The sequence below is a fragment of the Desulfoluna spongiiphila genome, assembly GCF_900101345.1.
Classification (GTDB): domain Bacteria; phylum Desulfobacterota; class Desulfobacteria; order Desulfobacterales; family Desulfolunaceae; genus Desulfoluna; species Desulfoluna spongiiphila.
This window is the reverse complement of sequence record NZ_FMUX01000009.1, coordinates 175189-192367: the sequence shown is the minus strand read 5'-3', so window position 1 is coordinate 192367 and position 17179 is coordinate 175189. Positions and strand designations below refer to the sequence as shown.

The 17179-nt window shown below is 51.1% G+C and carries 11 protein-coding genes and 1 riboswitch; of the genes, 6 read left to right on the top strand and 5 right to left on the bottom strand.

Features of this window, described 5'->3' with window-relative positions; translation table 11 throughout:
• Nucleotides 1–243: 243 nt before the first annotated feature.
• From BLQ12_RS13715 to BLQ12_RS13700, 4 genes are all read left to right on the top strand, one after another.
• A complete protein-coding gene (locus BLQ12_RS13715; protein WP_092211229.1) occupies nucleotides 244–1005 on the top strand; it encodes a hypothetical protein in 762 nt (253 codons plus the stop codon).
• Nucleotides 1006–1324: 319 nt separating this feature from the next.
• A riboswitch (cyclic di-GMP riboswitch) is annotated at nucleotides 1325–1404 on the top strand.
• A gap of 222 nt (nucleotides 1405–1626) precedes the next feature.
• Entirely contained in the window at nucleotides 1627–2796 is a 1170-nt protein-coding gene (locus BLQ12_RS27040) for an FG-GAP repeat domain-containing protein (RefSeq protein ID WP_175469777.1), read from the top strand.
• A 585-nt stretch (nucleotides 2797–3381) separates the two neighbouring features.
• Nucleotides 3382–4716 (top strand): sigma-54 interaction domain-containing protein, encoded by a 1335-nt coding sequence (locus BLQ12_RS13705; RefSeq protein WP_092211228.1) that lies wholly within the window; start codon nucleotides 3382–3384, stop codon nucleotides 4714–4716.
• A gap of 262 nt (nucleotides 4717–4978) precedes the next feature.
• A complete protein-coding gene (locus BLQ12_RS13700; RefSeq protein WP_092211227.1) occupies nucleotides 4979–5383 on the top strand; it encodes a NifB/NifX family molybdenum-iron cluster-binding protein in 405 nt (134 codons plus the stop codon).
• 55 nt (nucleotides 5384–5438) lie between these two features.
• On the opposite strand, the gene BLQ12_RS27460 is transcribed toward BLQ12_RS13700, so the two are convergent.
• The 5 genes from BLQ12_RS27460 to BLQ12_RS27035 all read right to left on the bottom strand — a co-directional run bounded on the left by BLQ12_RS27460 (nucleotide 5439) and on the right by BLQ12_RS27035 (nucleotide 13429).
• Nucleotides 5439–5633: a hypothetical protein gene (locus tag BLQ12_RS27460; protein WP_175469775.1), complete on the bottom strand. Its 195-nt coding sequence runs from the start codon at nucleotides 5631–5633 to the stop codon at nucleotides 5439–5441.
• Nucleotides 5634–5873: 240 nt separating this feature from the next.
• The gene (locus BLQ12_RS13695) at nucleotides 5874–8249 is read right to left on the bottom strand and encodes a PAS domain-containing sensor histidine kinase (protein ID WP_092211226.1); all 2376 of its coding nucleotides are present in this window, start codon (nucleotides 8247–8249) and stop codon (nucleotides 5874–5876) included.
• A 500-nt stretch (nucleotides 8250–8749) separates the two neighbouring features.
• Entirely contained in the window at nucleotides 8750–10789 is a 2040-nt protein-coding gene (locus tag BLQ12_RS13690) for an alpha/beta fold hydrolase (protein WP_175469774.1), read from the bottom strand.
• A 103-nt stretch (nucleotides 10790–10892) separates the two neighbouring features.
• Nucleotides 10893–12935, bottom strand: a complete 2043-nt coding sequence (locus tag BLQ12_RS13685; protein ID WP_092211224.1) for a hypothetical protein — start codon at nucleotides 12933–12935, stop codon at nucleotides 10893–10895.
• Entirely contained in the window at nucleotides 12932–13429 is a 498-nt protein-coding gene (locus BLQ12_RS27035) for a hypothetical protein (protein WP_139163981.1), read from the bottom strand. Before BLQ12_RS27035 ends, BLQ12_RS13685 begins: the two co-directional genes overlap by 4 nt.
• A 393-nt stretch (nucleotides 13430–13822) precedes the next feature.
• Between BLQ12_RS27035 and BLQ12_RS13680 the strand changes: the two genes are divergently transcribed.
• Nucleotides 13823–15091, top strand: a complete 1269-nt coding sequence (locus BLQ12_RS13680) for an NAD(P)/FAD-dependent oxidoreductase (RefSeq protein ID WP_092211223.1) — start codon at nucleotides 13823–13825, stop codon at nucleotides 15089–15091.
• Nucleotides 15088–17115 carry a DUF1365 family protein gene (locus BLQ12_RS13675; protein ID WP_092211222.1) on the top strand — a complete coding sequence of 676 codons (2028 nt, stop codon included), beginning with the start codon at nucleotides 15088–15090 and terminating at the stop codon, nucleotides 17113–17115. The genes BLQ12_RS13680 and BLQ12_RS13675 overlap by 4 nt, the downstream gene beginning before the upstream one ends.
• Nucleotides 17116–17179: the final 64 nt, after the last annotated feature.

Below are 17179 nucleotides of genomic sequence, written 5' to 3'. Positions count from 1 at the left end.
GCGGGCTTATCCCGGATATTTCATGGGGCGAGCAGAAAACAGTGAGTTGTATTTTATTTGTTTGAAATATCAGGGTTTTTTCAGGTAAACCAACTGTAATAATGCGTTATCGCAGTTGGTTTGTCCGTTTCTTATGAAATGTTCGGGTTATGGAGATGTTTACAGGCCTAAACCCACAACCGGCTGCACCTGCTTTTCCTTGGCCCATGCTGTCATCACATACACTTTTGCGGGAGAATATCCATGAAAAGACGTGTGTTTCGATACTTCGTGGTGTTTGTTTCTATGTGTGCATTGCTTTTTTCAAGTGCACTGGTTGCTGCCGAAGAGCAGCGCAGAAGGGAAAACGCCAGTAACCCCCTTGCAAAGGTCAAGAACACCGACCTCAGGTGGCAGTATCTGGATCTGGACAGCGGGCACGTGAATGATTTCTCCATCGACGGCGCGTTCATGGCCCATGAAAAGGTGAAGATCAAGTACGAACTCCATTACTGGGAGACCAATGTGACCGGCAGCAGCGAGAAAGATTTTGAATCTGCCTTGGTCAAGGGTATTTTTTTCCCTTCGGAGGGTGTCTGGGGCAATGTGAAGTATCGTTTAGCGCTGGGTTTTGACTGGATCGTGGACCTGGGCGATCTGGACAAGGGCATTGGTACGGGGTCCGACCAGATCGGGCCGTTCGGGGGCGTTGCGTTGGGATTTGAGGGGGGAACGATGTTGATTCCCCTGGTGCAACAGTATCTGAGTTACAGTGGTGAAGACGTGAACACAACGGCATTTCGCGTGATCACATTGAAGCCTTTGCCCAAACAGATGTGGATCAAGCTCGATGCCAAGGTTCCCGTTGACTGGGAGAATGATGAAGCCATTCCGGCCAATGCAGAATTGCAGCTGGGCAAGCATATCAATAAAAATATTGCTCTGTATCTGGATGGCCTTGTGGGGATCGGCGGCGACAAGCCCTATGACTGGGGTGTTGGTACAGGGCTGCGGTTCAAGTATTGAAGGGCATCTCCGCATTGATTCCCGACATTTGATGCAGGTATTCAAAAGAAACCCGCAGTCCGTCATCAAGGAGCGCAGGCTGAGGTAGATCCAGTTGTCCGGGAAAAAATGCCTTACGTTGTTCACGTGGCTTCCTCGCGTGGTTTACGGACACGCCATTCTATCTGATTGCAATGACAGGTCTAATTTTAAATGCCTTCGATAGGCAAAGGGGGAGAAATACAATTTGTCTGGCTCGTGGGGGTGTGGTAAGGGTTTAAGCATGAGTGCATTGCTTCGATGCACAACGAGCCTTATGGAATGGTTAATAAATGAAGTAAGGGAAACAAGCCAAACCTGTCGCGAGGCGGGGACGGAAAGCCACGGGTCTTGATCCATCAAGACGGCCGGGTTGCCCCGGGAGGACAACGGTTCATCCTTGACGGGATGGGCCTTTTTTTGTGGCTGTCCATGAAGACGCAGGTGTGTTTTTTCCGCGCGGTGGTTTTGTTTCAAGGGCTTCTGGCCCTTTTCCCTTCGTGGGTGTTTCTTTTGCAGAAGGGGATGCGTATGTGTCCGCAGTTTGGTTTTTCAATACCCGTGGTTTTTTTCAGGCCTCGGCACATCAGGGCCCTGTCCTGTATGATGGCTGTATGCTTTCTGGTTCTCTCCTTTACGGTTTCGGGTGAGGCCTCCGTCTCCAATGGGGGAGATGCGCCACGTGCTGCCTGGGAGCCATTTAAAAAGACAGGCATGTCGTCTGTGGGCCGGAACATTGGGCGCAACCTCGCGCCGGTTGCGGCCGATTTGGACGGAGACGGCGTGGACGAGCTGTATGTGGGGGCTTATGGGAAGCGCATGATTGCCCTTGCATCAACGGCTTCGGGCTATTCCTCTTCCGGTATTGCCAGGAATCCCCTTGATGCGGTCACCATGTCCTATGAGAGCGACACCCCTTGTGTGGCCCTTGCTGATATCGATAACGACGGGGACGCTGACGCTGTCTGGTTTGATTTTCGTTCCATAGACAATCGTATCTCGCCGGTCTACCTGAACCAGATGGTCTGCTTGAAAAACCAGGGCACCTCCATGGTTCCTGATTTCCAGATGGTGCCGGACGAAGAAAACCCCTTTGCCGGTATTTCGTCCGAGTGGCAGGGGACTCCCGCTTTTGGGGATTTTGACGGAGACGGCGACCTCGACCTCCTTTTTGGGGATCGGTCCGGGACCTTTCGCTATTGCCGGAACCTCCTTGTTGAAGAAGGGAGTTCCTACTACGCCGAAATGATGGGGAGCTTGAATCCTTTTTACAGGATTGATGTGGGTGACAACTCCAGTCCCGCGGTTTTGGATCTGGATGGAGACGGCGATCTGGATGTGGTGTCCGGGGAGATTCGAGGGGGCCTTCGCTGGATAGAAAACACCACACCTGCCGGTGGTGCCCTGGCCTTTGAACTCAGAGAAGCCGCAGATGGCCCCTTCGCCTCTCTGGCTGTTGGCGTCGCCTCCATGCCCGCCGTTCTGGACGTGGACGGAGATACAGATCCAGATATCGTGGTGGGAAACAGCCAGGGCCGTTTGACGTTTCTGGCAAATCCGCGCCTTCAGCCCAAGCCGTCCCCGCGCGTGAACCGTCTTGCTGATGCCGTACCTCAATCCCCGTCCGTACCGTCTCGCTCTATGGACAGAGTGGAAGAGTCCGCAGATTTGTCCGACGCCATGCTGGCCCTGAAAACATTGGCCGGAGCCATTGTGGACGCTTTGGGGCCGAAAGCTGCGGAAGGGGCAGGTGGCGTATCGGAAAACCGGTGATGCTGAACGCTGGTTGCGGATGTTTTTCCCGGGTTTGTCCAGGCTGGAAAGTGACACCCCCAAAAGGATCAGGGGGAACACCTCAACACGACCGTGACTCCGGTACCGAGACCCGCTCACCGCCGCAGTTGTTTTATCCACTTACCGCCTGAGATCTTCGGAACCCGGTTTGCCGCGGCGCCATCTCTTTCCCGTTTTTTGCTCTGCTACCCATTATCAGCAGAAAAACCCGCACACCCCCAACCTGTCGACCATTTCCTTTATCAACGTGTTTCGAACGATATGGTTTCACCTCTTTCTCTTGTCAAACGGGTGAGAGGTGTATATTTTTGAGTATATGCTCATAACAAGGGGCAGCCAATGGCTTCCCTTGTTTGGTCGCGCTTTATTGGGGAAGTCGGTGTGAAGCGGGTTTTTACGTATTCACCATAAGGGTTCCGGCCCCATGCACGAACCATGAGAGAAAACCGCTGGGCCGGGGCGCTTTGTACGTGCCTTATATAACCGGCACGTTGTGCTCATCGTGAGTTGGGCATGCTTTCATGCGAATCGCATTCGTAGAATTGTAACGATTAAGGCATCACCATGAACTTACCACAATCCACAGATCCCATGACCTCCGCCATTTTAGAGAGCATCTCCGACGGTGTGTTTACCGTGGATGAAGCGTGGCGGATTACCAGTTTCAATCGCGCCGCAGAAGAGATTACCGGCGTGGATCGCGAGGAGGCCTTGGGGCGGCCCTGCTGTGAGGTACTGCGGGCGAGTCTCTGCCAGTCGGCCTGCCCGTTAAGGCAGACCATGGAGAAGGGCAAATCGCTACTGGATATTCCTGCGTGGTTTGTGGATGCCGACGGGGAACGGGTCCCGGTGCGGCTCTCGACAGCCATATTGCGTGACGCCGGTGGCAAGGTCCTGGGAGCTGCGGAAACCTTCCGGGATCTTCGGGAGTCGGTGGGCACAGATCGGATTCGGGAAGCCATGCGGCGATTTGGCGATCTCACCAGCCGAAGCCCGAAAATGCAGGAAATTTTCGCCATGCTCCCCAAGGTGGCCGCCAGTCGGAGCACGGTGCTCATCACCGGCGAATCGGGCACGGGCAAGGAAGTTCTGGCCCGTGCCATTCACAGTGCGGGGCCAAGGGCAGCAGCCCCTTTTGTTGCCCTCAACTGCGCGGCATTTCCCGATACCTTGATTGAGAACGAACTCTTCGGCCATGAGAAGGGGGCCTTTACCGGCGCGGATCGGAGGCGGGAGGGGCGTATCAGCCAAGCCGGGGGCGGCACCCTGTTCCTTGATGAGATCGGAGATGTCTCATCGGCTTTTCAGGTCAGGTTGTTGAGGCTTCTGCAAGAACGAACCTACGAGCCGCTAGGGACGGGGCGAACCGAAAGCACCAATGCCCGGTTCCTTGCCGCCACCCATCAGGATTTGCCTGCGCTGGTTCGCAAAGGGCGATTTCGGGAGGACCTGTTGTGGCGGCTGGACGTGATTCGGATCCATCTGCCCCCGTTGCGGGAAAGAAAAGAAGATATTCCCGATTTGGCCATTCGGTTTGCCAGGCGCTTCGGTCGCCTTGCAGGGCATGAAGAGGTGCGAATTCACCCTGTGGCCATGGAACGGCTTCTGGCCCACGATTGGCCCGGAAATGTGCGGGAACTTGAAAACCGTATAGAACGGGCCGTGGTACTGGCCGGGAGTGATGAAATTTTGCCTGAATACCTGATGGAGACCCCGGGTGTGTCGGGCACAAAACCAAAAGGGCTTGTGTCCGGACGGGATGCCGCGGAGGTCCGAATGATTCGCGACGCCCTTTCACGTACGGACGGCAATCGCACCGCAGCCGCCAAGATTCTTGGTATCCATCGCAGCACGTTGATCCGGAAGCTGGCGAGGTATGGGGAAGAAGGACACGGGTGATAAAAAAGGTAAGAGGGACAGGAGGGCAAAATCGACATGGCGAAATGTACCAGTTTGTAACCATGCCCCATGATGATAACCAGCCTTACGTGTCGCAGGAATGCGTCACTTGCAACAGGGACTGTCGCAGCAGTGCAACAGGTAAAGACCATGCCGGTCGAGGAAAGGTCTGCTTTATGGTGCAATATATCAGCGTGTTAACGGAAGTCTCATGTCTTGGCATCGTTCATGCATTTTCTCCGGGTATGAAAGGAGGTCTGCGATGATAATCGCTCTCTGCGTATGGCAGAATCGGATTGCGCCGGTGTTTGACGTGGGAACCACCCTGCTCCTTGTGGAACTGGATGAAGACCGTGTCATGCGCCGGACCATGGAGAGGGTCCCGGAGGATCCGGCAGGAAAGATTCACTGGCTGGTGACAGCCGGGGTATCAGAGCTGATCTGCGGGGCTGTCTCAAGGCCGGTCCGGATGATGCTGGAGGCAGGGGGGATTGTGACCCACGATTTTCTCGCAGGCGATGCGGACACCCTCATTGGGGTACGCCTCGACACCGGAACGGTACCGGAACATTTTCGGATGCCGGGTTGCGGCAGGAGGCGACGCAGGAGGGACGGACGCGGAAAAGGACAACATCAATGCAAAGGAGGACGCCATGCCTCGAGGTAATGGAACAGGACCCATGGGACAAGGACCGCAAACCGGCTGGGGAACCGGCCCTTGCTCACGTAACAATCAAGTGGACCCGCAGACGGGAGGAGGGGCCGGATTCGGTGGCCCCGGTGCTCAAGGGGGACGCGGTCAGGGCGGTCGTGGCCAGGGTGGTCGCGGCGGTTGCGGACGCGGTGGCGGGGGAGGGCGATGCCGAGGTGGCATGGGAGCCGGCTTTGGCCGCAACCCGATGCCTGAGGCACCCCAACAGACCCCTTCTGACGAATCCTAACCTGGCAATGCATCAGGAAGAGCCTGCTTCCTGGTGTGTGGAACAACCGCCATGGTAAGGTGAGTGTTTTTACATGGCCTTGGATTTTCTGGCAGTTTGCAGCGGCACCAAGAAACGAAGGGAAGGGCGCATGCTGTTTCATTCACATGTAAATCCCTTCATCTGGTTCTCAGGAGACGGGAGCGATCGTTAAACAAAGGTCGTTCCCGCTTTTTTTCAGGGGATCTTTTGAAGGGGGCTCTCTACTTCCATCTCTTCTTCCTGAATGGCACGATTGGATGGGAATTTCACCACGATTCTCGTGCCGGATCCCTCCCGGGAGTGAAGGGTCAGGCTTCCGCTGAGGAGGTTGACCCTTTCCTCCATGCTCTTCAGGCCCATCCGCTTTTCTTTGAGGGCAGACACCATTCTCTCCTCCGGGTCAAATCCGCAGCCGTTGTCTTCAATTCGAAGGATCAGGTCGGGGTGGGAGCCCAAGAGGCGAACCTTGATAAGGGTAGCCTCGGCATGTTTGGCTGCATTGTTCAACGCTTCCTGGATAATCCGGAACAGGTTAATTTTCGTGTCGGTGTCAAGTTGGATTCTTTCAAGCCCTGCCGTGTAAAGATCGACTTTTATCTCTGTTTTTAAAGTGAATTCTACGCAGTACTGGTCGATGGTTTTTACAAGCCCGATGTCCGTCAGACCCGGTGGCCTTAGATCATAGACAAGGTCTCGGATTGAGGCGATGGTTTTTTTCAGGATATCTGAAAACTTTTTGTTTCGTTTTCTCACTTCCCACGGGATGTCCCTGTGGTCCTCAAAAAGGGTATCGCTTCGGATGATGAGGGACGCCAGGTCCTGGGCCACATTGTCGTGGAGGTCCCTGGCGATTCGCCGCCGCTCGTTTTCCTGGGCCTTGATAAGCTCCTGTGTGAGAAGGTGAATCTGCTCTTGGGCCAGCTTTATGCCCGTGATATCGCGTGAGTAAAGAGCCAGACGATCCACTTTTTTATCTGCGTTGAAAACAGGGTAAATGGTGTTCTGGAAATACTGGCCGTCTAACTGTGTTTCAAACAGGGCCGGTTTTCCAGTCATAAGAACCCCTTTGAGGTGTGTGGTGGTTCGGTCCACAACAGGCGGCGGGAAAAAATCTGCCAGCCTGGCACCTTTCAAGGAGGTTTGGTTTCGTTTTAGAAAAGTAGTAAACGCGTGGTTGACAGAGATGATGGTGCCGTCGGATTGAATCAATAGAGCGAGATCACTGGTGGCGTTTAGAAGAGCCCTGGCAACCTCCTCGCTTTCCCGCAGGGCCACTTGAGCTATTGTCCTGTCACGGAAGAGTTCGTCGATATCCGACTTGATAAGCGCAATGGCATCGTAAACCGATTTAAAAGGGTGCTCATCACTTTTTGTTTCTGCCAGTTCCTCACTGCCTTCAACTTCCCAGTTTATGTTGCCAAGAAAACAATTCAGTTCATCCGCATAGTGCTTGACTGAATTCCTGCGACGTATTTTTTTTGGAATAAATCCTGATTTGACAAAAGATTTATTCTCTTTATTTTTTTGGACACTGTCCATGGCTTCTTCAAAGTTTTCGGAAAAAACAAATGAGAATGGACTGTTGTAGACTGCTACGCTTAGTCCTGCACGAAGCAAGCGATTTGCACCATATACAACCACCTGGCAGAGTTCAGGGTATTTTTCGATCCATTCCGCGAACAGTCGGGAATGTTTCTTTCTTGCTTTCAGAGAAGATCCCCTAAGTTCCTTGATATCATTCACAATGTAATAAGGGTGCCCTGAGAGGCCGCAGCTTTTGAGAATTTGTTCCTGAAGATCGTAAACGGGTTTGACATGTTCAGCACTGAGGTACCCTTTTGAGATTTTGTGAATGATGTTGTCGTTAATCAGTTCATAACGCACTGAGTAACCGTAGAATTCTGCTTCCCAATCATCTCGGGTAAAACGTTTCAGTGAAATGGTGTCTTTTTTATTTTTTTGAAGGAATGGAAGCCCCGAAATAAGTATTTGTTTTAATTTTTGTTTCCTCGTGATTTGGTCGGCAGCATCTGGGATGCGAAAGGTCTCAAGGGGATTTTTTTTATCTGTTGTGTCGGGAAATGTCTGAGCTCTCCAAGCTGCTTGCTTGACAGCCGCTGAATAGCTTTTTTCAACAGTCAACCCAAATTTAATAATTCTAAACTGTCTGGTGAGGTTGGCTGCAAGCATCATGATAGGAGATGGAGAGCAAAGTATAAATGTTTTAAGTTGTCTAAGATTGTTTAAGTAATTTATATAGTATTTTCTGGCTTCTTTTGTGACTCCGGTAACACCTGTAAAATCTCCAATATAGAAAAGCTCTTTTTCTTTTGGTAAATATTTGTGAATGATACTTTTCGTGAAATCCGTCGACTCGGCAACAACATCGAGCGATGAGAATCCGTTTATTTTGACAAATAAAATGCAATCCCCGATAATTCTTAATGAAAATAAGTAATCTTTTCCGAAGATTATTTCAGTCCATTCAGGGCAAGTGTATGTTGTTAATCCTGTGTGCGGGCAAATTGATTTTGTCAGATTAAACTCTAACTCTTTATCATGTTTCGACATAATATTTCGTAACCATTCGTTGAGTTCATCCAGATTTATTATAGTGAAAGGCTCCGAGCAAAATCAAAACCGGTTCTACCGCCACACACGGAGTTTTTCATGAATATTCTGGGGTATAAAATTGCCGTGCGGGTTATTATTCAGGTGTAAATTTATAGGTTGGCATCCCAAGTTTGAAGTTGTCTGGATATTACTCTGTTAATAACGCTCTATAAAGGGTTGGCAATATCATGTCCTGCAGGAGGACAGTAATTTTTATATTTATGAGTATTCGTTCTGTCAGTCAAGTTTTTCTTGTGTAATTGTTATTGTCTTAGGCATTATGCGATACTGCGAGTCTGTCCAATGATAATGGGTTGATCCAAATTTTAGCATACTTACCTGTAATAATGTGGCTTTGGACTGCAGGGCTGATTATGATTCACCCCAGGGCGGTTACGTGACAACATGCCTCCTGCAAAGGACAGAAGGCCATTTGCAGGAGGGTTTAGGATATATGGTTAGATTGTATTTAAAAAACGATCGATATATTCAGCAACTTCTTCCGGCTTTTCAAACTGAACGGCATGGGCCGTATCTATAAATTCCAAGGTGTTTGAACTCGAGCCAGAGAATTGATGCCCTAAGACTTCAATGGTTTTTTTGTTGTCAACAATGCGGTCTTGATCTGCCAGAATTGCAAGTGTTGGACATGTATTGGCCTTGATTGCAAATACCGAGAGTTCTTGTATTTCATCCATGATGTTTGCCGATTTAAGTGTGATTTTTGTTGTTTTGAGATCGTCAGTGTCAATGTAGTCCAACCAGGCTTCATCTAAGGTAAAATCAGCAGGTTCCATTGGTATGATTATGCACGCTCGGTTTCGTTCAGGTTTGAGGTCAAATTCAGAGATCATCTCCATCATTACATGCTCGGAGATAGAGATCACTGAACGAAATCTTTCGTTCCAAAAGAACCCGGGGGTCAAAAGAACCAGGCTGTCCGCTTTTTTGTCGAGCCTTGTTGCTGCCACGGATGCGTATTGTGCTCCCTGACACCAACCCGCCAGGTGGACCCGCTCAAAACAGGTCTGTAGATACTCTACATGCCGGACCACATCATCGATGACCTGGTGCATAGTCCCGAGGTCGCCTCGATTTGGATTGAGGCCGCATCCCCTGCGATCAGCTGCCATCACGGTTATGTTATCGCGGCGATTTCGTAACGATTCTGCTAGGGGGGCTTGCCAGCCCGAGTGGCTCATTCCACCATGGAGGATGAGTATGACATCCTCCCCTTTGTCTTCTCCCCAGACCCGGTAGTGGATTGGGTAATCGTCTGGCATGGTAAGGGTGGCGATCTTTGGGGCCCCATCATCAGGCTGGACCGGCATCCGACATTTCATACCTAACCCCGTACCCCATGTTTCGGGGGTGACGCACTCAAGGCCACGAATTGTCTTAAGAAAGTATGGGGATTGTAAGTTCAGGGAACCCTCACGGCTGAACGTCAGCATAGGAAAAGTCGGCTCAAGGTCAAGCAAGTAGGAGCCGAAGGCTCCTTCGTGGGCGATAAGGGATTCCCCTGCCATGGCGGCGGCGACAAGGCCACACCGGGTTAGAAGGGAGGTCTCGCCAACGTGGCACCCGATGATGATATCCCAGCCCATGGATTTCAACGTATTTATAAGAGACTGGGCCCGGAGAAGCCCTCCTACACGGGAAATTTTGATGTTGGCGATAAATCGTCCGGGACGATCGCGAAACTTCTCAAGGTCCTGGGTCGTGCACAGGCTTTCGTCCAGAATCACAGGAAGGCCGGTCTCAACGGAAAAGTTGCTTAACGCTTCGGCATGTCCAGCTTTCAAAGGCTCTTCAACTGCAAAGAAATTGCCCTTGAGGTTTCTGATGAAGGCAACGGCTTCTGTGAGGTCTTCCTGCCATAGGTTGTTCGCGTCCAGTCGTATCCTTACGTTTTTTGCACGGTGGTCATTTGCAAGGATTTCAAGATTTATAAGTTTTTCCTGGTCTTTGGCAAATTCCCCACAGAGCTTTACTTTGAAATCCGTCATGCCTTTGACGAAATACAAGTCGGCCTGTCCCTTGAACTTCCAAGGCTTTTCGTTGCCCAAAACTGCTGAGTACCTGCTGCTTCGTCTGGCTTCAGGAAGGTCAAGGAGTGCCTCAATTGAGATGGACTGCTCCCTTGCAAACAGGTCAAGAAGAGCAGTTTCTACTGCACACCAAGCAGAAGGGTACGTATCTATAAGGCATTTGTTCTCTTCGACCCATCGGATCAGTTTGTTGAGATTGGTTATGGGGCATGGCTCACTGCAGAAAATTTTGTTAACCCAGGACAGGCTCGATGTCAGGTCATCACCGGCCACGTAAGCTCGTGGACATCCCTCACCGTAACCCGTAAGATTTCCTTTACATGCCTGTACCCAGATGCTTTCGCCGTTTTTTCGTGACGCACTGGCATGGCGCACTGTCGTTTTTAGGGGGATTTCAAGTGTAGTCGCTTGAATACGGATACAATCACATTGTTTCTGCTTTTTCATGGTCGACTTGTTCCTTATATTATTTAAATAATAGAGTATTTGATTCTGTTCGTGGCCCATGCGTTGGGGCTTTCATGCCTGTCTTTTTGCGTTGCCTGTCGGTTCAGTTAGTTTTACGCGATAGATTGGAACTATCATCAAGGTGCTGCATGAAATCATCAAGAAAGTGGGTGTTTAGAATCCACAAGTGATACCGCTTTTGAAAATGAAACCCCGTGTTTTTAACCCAGTCAACCGGGTGGATAAGGACCGGCGTTCGGTGTGTCGAAAAATGTTCGCTTAATTGATCTAATGCCCTTGTAAGTATTTGTTTATTCATTATGTCGGGCCGAATGATGCAGGTCTTGATACAGTTGGATAGTTCTGACATATTCAGAGCGACATCGGAGGTGTTGACGATAAATAGAGCTACCGTGAGGTCGTTATGGCGAATGGCCCAGATCTGTTGCTCCTTTTTTAAACCTGCCTTTTGATATCTCTCGCTGAGAACTTCGAATGGAGCTTGCCGTTCATAAAGATTTAATGCATCTATTAGCATGCCGCCTGATGTCGCATCGTAGCATGTTTCCAGTGCGACCAGATCTGTTTCGCATGCACCCTCAAGTACCCACCCGTCGGGAAATTTGGCATCTCCTATTTTTTCGGCTCTATAGTAAACGTATGCGAACAAGTCTGAAGAGCATATTTTTGGATCTTTTTTTTTTTCGGTGAATCCACTGAAAAAGTAATTGGGAAAATGATTTTCAGGCCTGAAATAACAGAGTAGATACTTGAAACTATTTGGGTCGAGGTTATGAGACGCCATGACATAGTTACCCATTTGTTTGAGGACACCCAGCCCAACCCTTATGGATGCTCCCCTGAGAGCGGCGTGGTGGTGAACAAGCCAAGCCCTTTCTGCATATCGTAGCATGGAAATGTGCCCCATGGTCCTTCCCTTTTCTTGGTAAGCCATATGGCAAGTAACGTTTGATGGGGTCGAATAGAGCGTTTCGTAGGTTTTTTTTATTTTATCTTTGTTTTCTAAAAACAGTCTGTATTTATTTTTATAAATGAATCCTGTTTCAAAGAAAAACCGCCACATATCATCTTCTTCTATCGAGTTACAAACACGAATATCTCTGTTCTCGGATTTGTGCACAATGGTTTGTAGTTTTCGGTGATTTTCAGATGACATGTTTAGAATTGAAATATGACAATATTCAATCTTGTCTCCCCTTTTATTCTTTATTGTACTGCATCTCGTTACCTGAGCAGTTAATTGTAGTGTGTAAAGGTCTCCGAGAGTAATTGATGCATCCATCAGTTTCATACCTGGAATAAGTGGTATCATTTCATGATGCAAGGTTAATTTCATATCAATTGCTGACAGAGACTCAATGACGACAGTGCATTTGGTTCCGGTCAAGGGGTGAAGAAAAACAAAATCAGGTGCCGGAATCATTTCAAATGCCTTTTTACCAAAGCGTTGCCTTTCGCGGTTGGTGGGTATGGATTCTATCGGTTCTAAGTGTAGTATGACGCTATCGCGATGGGATTCCTGTTTGACCACCCGGGCCTTGGTCTCAAAAAGTCGGTTTTTTTCTTTTAGGAAGGTCAGGTTCAGTTCCGCCTTCGGTGAGGTTGCCATGAAATAATGGGAACTCAGTGGAGAGAGTTGGACCTCAATGACATCGGGCTCAATTGACGTCAAGCTTCCTTTGAAAGCGATTCCTTGTTGCTGGAAGTGAACCCTGATATTTCGCAGAGCCCCCTGGATGCGACGGCCAGTTTCGGGAAGGTTGACGCTCAATCCCTTTGAATTCATGGCTCTGAGTTGGGGGATTGCATGGATTTCGCCGGGACCGTCGGGGATGATGAGTCGGGTTAAATCAGTGCTGCGCAGGTTGTCGGGCAGGGGCTTTAAAAAGCGAAAGGTGGGGTAGTCGCTCAATACAGGCATGGGAAATGCCTCGATTTCCATTGACGGATTACCGTGTACGCTTTGGAACACCAGGATGACGTTTTTTTCTTTGAAGTTGATGTGGTTAAGAGCATTGATCAGGTGTTTTCGGCCAACTTCTTTTCCTTTCGTAAGGAACGCTGAGTCTTGGGGTTCGGGGCGTGACGGTTGGCAGATTTTCAGTGCAGCTTGCGATGCGGTCATGGTACGTTCTCCTTTTTCATGAATCGACCCCAACGCGATGTACGCATTCGCTTTGGTACGGTTTCCGATTGTAAAACACCCCGTAAACAGGCCAGCCGGTAATGCAAGGTTTTGAATTGCCGTAGTTGAGTTTCCGTATGTCTCTTCACGCCGCTCATGTAATGACGCTGGGAGGGGAAGCTTAAACTGCTCCATGCTTCGGTCGAGTTTTTACGTCCGGACGTGTCCACCACGTTGGGAATGGGTAAAAAAATAGTTTTTAGAACAATCCCGAAAGCAGTATTCGGAAAATCGAAATCAGGTTGAGTTCGAAACGATGGATGTGTTGACGATCGTTTTTCAGGTGTGATGATGATAGCCGGCAGCGGGGGGGAGAAGGGGCCGGGTATCATTGAGTCGTTCAGGGGCAGGTGTTGCTTTTGTTGGCAATGGGCCGTTCTATCGACGTGGTGAGACGGCAACACCCTTTGCCTTGCACAGTTGTTTCTTTCCATATCACTTGGCTCCCGGGGTATTTTTTCCCCAGGCACTGCATGCGCAACCCTGCCGTCGCAGGTGGCTCACCTTGCCCCTGCGGCATCATTTTTTTCCGTCTTGTTAGGTGTTTTCCCTGATGGGAATCAGTTGAGGGTAATGTTTCCTTCTGCCGGAGCCGGGGGTATCATCCGATTATCAATCTGAGCGACACGGGCTCTCAAGGCGAGTTCATGTATGGCTATATACAGTAAAGTTAGAAAAGTATATCCCTGATTGAATATGAGATGCAACCTGCTTTCCTTGGGGCAGGGTTTTGTTGTGGGGAGGGTTTTTCTGGGTCCTGTTGTTGCAATTTTGAAGACAGTGATTTAGAATTATTCAACTTCCTGCCTTCGAGAAAGGACCCTCCCATGAAATCTCCGCTAAAAATTGCCGTCATCGGTGCCGGTGTCTCAGGGATTACGACAGCCTGTCTTTTGCAAGATCATCACGAGGTTACCCTCTATGAGAAGAACGGGTATATCGGAGGGCACACCCATACGGTGGTTATTGACCGGGGGCCCGATGAGGGAACTCCCGTCGATACAGGCTTTATCGTGATGAATAACAGGACATATCCCCTGTTTACCCGATTGCTTTCCCGCCTTGGAGTGCCCCTTGTGGAAACGGACATGTCCTTCAGTTACACCTGCCGACGTACCGGTCTGGAGTACGCCTCCACCAACCTCAACACCCTCTTTGCCCAGCGGGAGAACATCTTTCGGCCTGCGTTCTGGCGTTTTTTACTGGGCGTGCGGTCATTGATGCAGCGCATGCGTATGGATTTGGCCGAAGGGCGGCTCGCCGGGATTACGTTGGGAGAATACATGACGCGTGAAGGGGTAAAACGTGAGGTGACAGATCGATTTGTCCTTCCCATGGCCGCGGCAATCTGGTCGGCCCCGGATGCCAAGATGGCCGCTTTTCCCATGGAAACCTTTGCGAGGTTTTATGAAAATCACGGGTTGTTGACCTTGACGGAGCACCCACAGTGGTCGGTGGTGTCCGGGGGCAGCCACAGCTATGTGAAGGCTTTTTTGAATGGTTTCAGCGGAAGGGTGGTGGAAGGGACGCCCGTGACGGGCATTCAGCGGACGGAGGACGGGGTGCTTGTTAAAACGGAAGGAGGGCATCCGGAACCCTTTGACCGGGTGGTGGTGGCCGCCCATGCGGATGAAGCACTGAAGATGCTCGAAGATCCGTCCCGGGAAGAGACGCGGCTTCTGTCTCCATGGCGCTACTCCGCCAACCGGGTGGTCCTTCACACCGATGCATCCCTGCTTCCTTCACAACCCAGGGCCAGGGCGTCCTGGAACTATATCCGAGATGAAGCCACCGGGGATGGGGAGCCCATCACCGTGACCTATTTTATGAACCGGCTGCAGCACCTGAAGACCCGGCATACCTGGTGCGTCACCCTTAATCCCGCATGGGAGATCCCTGCCCCGTCCGTCCACAGGGAGCTGATCTACGATCATCCGCTGTTTACCTTTGAATCCGTGGCCACACAGGAGGGGCTCAAGGGGTTGAACGGTAAAGGGCATACCTATTTCTGCGGGAGTTATTTCGGCTACGGTTTCCACGAGGATGCTGTCCGTTCCGCCGTGGATGTGGCCGCTGCCTTGGGGGGGACGCTGTGAATTCCGCCATCATCAAGGGATACGTTGAGCATGCACGCCTGAGACCGGTGGAACATCGGTTCCGGTTTCCTGTGTACCTTTACTGTTTTGACCTGGATGAGCTGGAGGATCTGGATCGCCGCCTGCCCTTGTTCGGGTACAATCGTTTTCGACCGGTTTCCCTGTATGACAGGCGATATCTGCATGACGAGCCCGGGAGCGTAAAGGAGAAGTTGTTTCGGTTTCTCAAAGACAGGGGCTGCCATGACAAGGTGCGGCATGTCATGCTCATCACGTCGCCGAGTTATTTCAATCGTGTGTTCAACCCCGTCAGTTTTTATTATTGCCTTGCAGAAGACCGCTCCCCTGTGTGCACCGTTGCCGAGGTCAACAACACCTTTGGCGACAGGCACCTGTATCTGCTGACCAGGAGCGAAGAGGTCGCCACCGAATCAAGGAATCCCGGCTCAGGGTTCCCCATTGTATACACCGCCCCCAAGGATTTTCATGTCTCTCCCTTCAACAACATGGAGGGAACGTATCGGTTTTATATCTCGGCCCCTGAAGGAAAGCTGTCTATTCGGATTTACCTGATTCGTGGTGGGGAGACGGTTTTGAAGGCCTCTCTCCAGGGAGAGAGCATGCCCTTGACACCGAAAAACCAGCTGTTGACACTTGTGAGATACCCTGTGGTACCGTGGAAAACCGTTCCCCGTATTCTCGGACAAGCCCTGCGCCTGTTTGTGGTCAAGGGGCTGACGTTTTTCGATCGGCCAGCCCCGAAAAGCCCCATGACCATCCGCCACAGGGGCGGGTCCCTGATGGAGCGTCTTTGCAAAAAACAGGTGATGGGGTTGCTTCACCGCATCACCAACGGGTGCGTGACGGTGCGGTTCCCGGGGCCTTCGAAAAGCAATTCACCCGTCGTGCAGAAGGTTTTTGGTGATGCCTCGGCTTCCCTTCAGGCAAATCTGGTGATCACCGATCCCAGGTTTTATTCCCGTGTGGTCTTCGGAAGTGACATCGGTTTCGGGGAGAGTTTCATGGAGGGATTGTGGACAAGTGACAATCCTTCCGATTTGATACGGATTCTTATCCGCAATATGGATACGGCAACGGATTCTCAGCTGCCCCTTGCCTGGCTGGCCCATGGGGTGGGGCGCTTTATGGACAGGGCCCGCCACAACACCTTGACGGGCAGTCGGAGGAATATCCGGCAACACTACGATTTGAGCAATGATTTTTTTGCCCTGTTTCTGGACGAGACCATGACGTACTCGGCGGCACTCCATGGGGGTGATCCACAGGAGAGCCTGGAGACGGCCCAGAAGGCCAAATTACACCACCTCATCGACAAGGCTCAGATTTCAAAGGACCATCATATACTGGAGATTGGGTTTGGGTGGGGTTCCTTTGCCGTGGAGGCGGCAAGGCGCACCGGATGTCGGGTGACGGGTATCACCCTGTCCGAAGCCCAGCATGCCTTTGCACTGCAACGGGTGAAGGAGGCGGGACTGGAAGATCGCGTTACACTGCTCATCAAGGATTACAGGCAGATGTCCGGCAGGTTTGACAGGATTGTTTCCATTGAGATGCTGGAGGCCGTAGGGCACAAGTACCTTGAGACGTTTTTCAGGCAGTGCGACAGGCTTTTAACGCCCGAGGGGCGTGTGGTGCTGCAGGTGATTACCGTACCGGACCAGCGGTATGAGGCGTACCGGACCCACGAGGACTGGATTCAGCGTCATGTGTTCCCCGGGGGCCACCTGCCTTCCCTGTCTGTGCTCAGCAAGGCCATGACCCGATCGTCGCAGTTTATCGTGGAGCACCTTGAAAACATCGGGCCCCATTACGCCCGAACCCTCAAGGCCTGGCGCGAACGCTTTCTGGTCAATGCCGACAAGCTCGCCGTGCTGGGGTTCGATGAGGTGTTCAAACGCAAGTGGCTTTTCTATCTTGCCTGCTGTGAAGCCCAGTTTGCCGAACGGTCCCTGGCCAACCTTCAGCTGGTGCTCAATCGCCCGGGAGGTGCGGGCACGGGGTAGGCGTGGTTGTAAAACCGCACAAATAAAAAAGCCTCCGGCAGTTTTGCCGGAGGCTTTTTTATTA

Coding starts and splice junctions, on each gene's coding strand:
- BLQ12_RS13715 (WP_092211229.1), top strand. CDS start 244: ATGAAAAGACGTGTGTTTCGATACTTCGTGGTGTTTGTTTCTATGTGT.
- BLQ12_RS27040 (WP_175469777.1), top strand. CDS start 1,627: ATGATGGCTGTATGCTTTCTGGTTCTCTCCTTTACGGTTTCGGGTGAG.
- BLQ12_RS13705 (WP_092211228.1), top strand. CDS start 3,382: ATGAACTTACCACAATCCACAGATCCCATGACCTCCGCCATTTTAGAG.
- BLQ12_RS13700 (WP_092211227.1), top strand. CDS start 4,979: ATGATAATCGCTCTCTGCGTATGGCAGAATCGGATTGCGCCGGTGTTT.
- BLQ12_RS13695 (WP_092211226.1), bottom strand. CDS start 8,249: ATGTCGAAACATGATAAAGAGTTAGAGTTTAATCTGACAAAATCAATT.
- BLQ12_RS13690 (WP_175469774.1), bottom strand. CDS start 10,789: ATGAAAAAGCAGAAACAATGTGATTGTATCCGTATTCAAGCGACTACA.
- BLQ12_RS13685 (WP_092211224.1), bottom strand. CDS start 12,935: ATGACCGCATCGCAAGCTGCACTGAAAATCTGCCAACCGTCACGCCCC.
- BLQ12_RS27035 (WP_139163981.1), bottom strand. CDS start 13,429: ATGGAAAGAAACAACTGTGCAAGGCAAAGGGTGTTGCCGTCTCACCAC.
- BLQ12_RS13680 (WP_092211223.1), top strand. CDS start 13,823: ATGAAATCTCCGCTAAAAATTGCCGTCATCGGTGCCGGTGTCTCAGGG.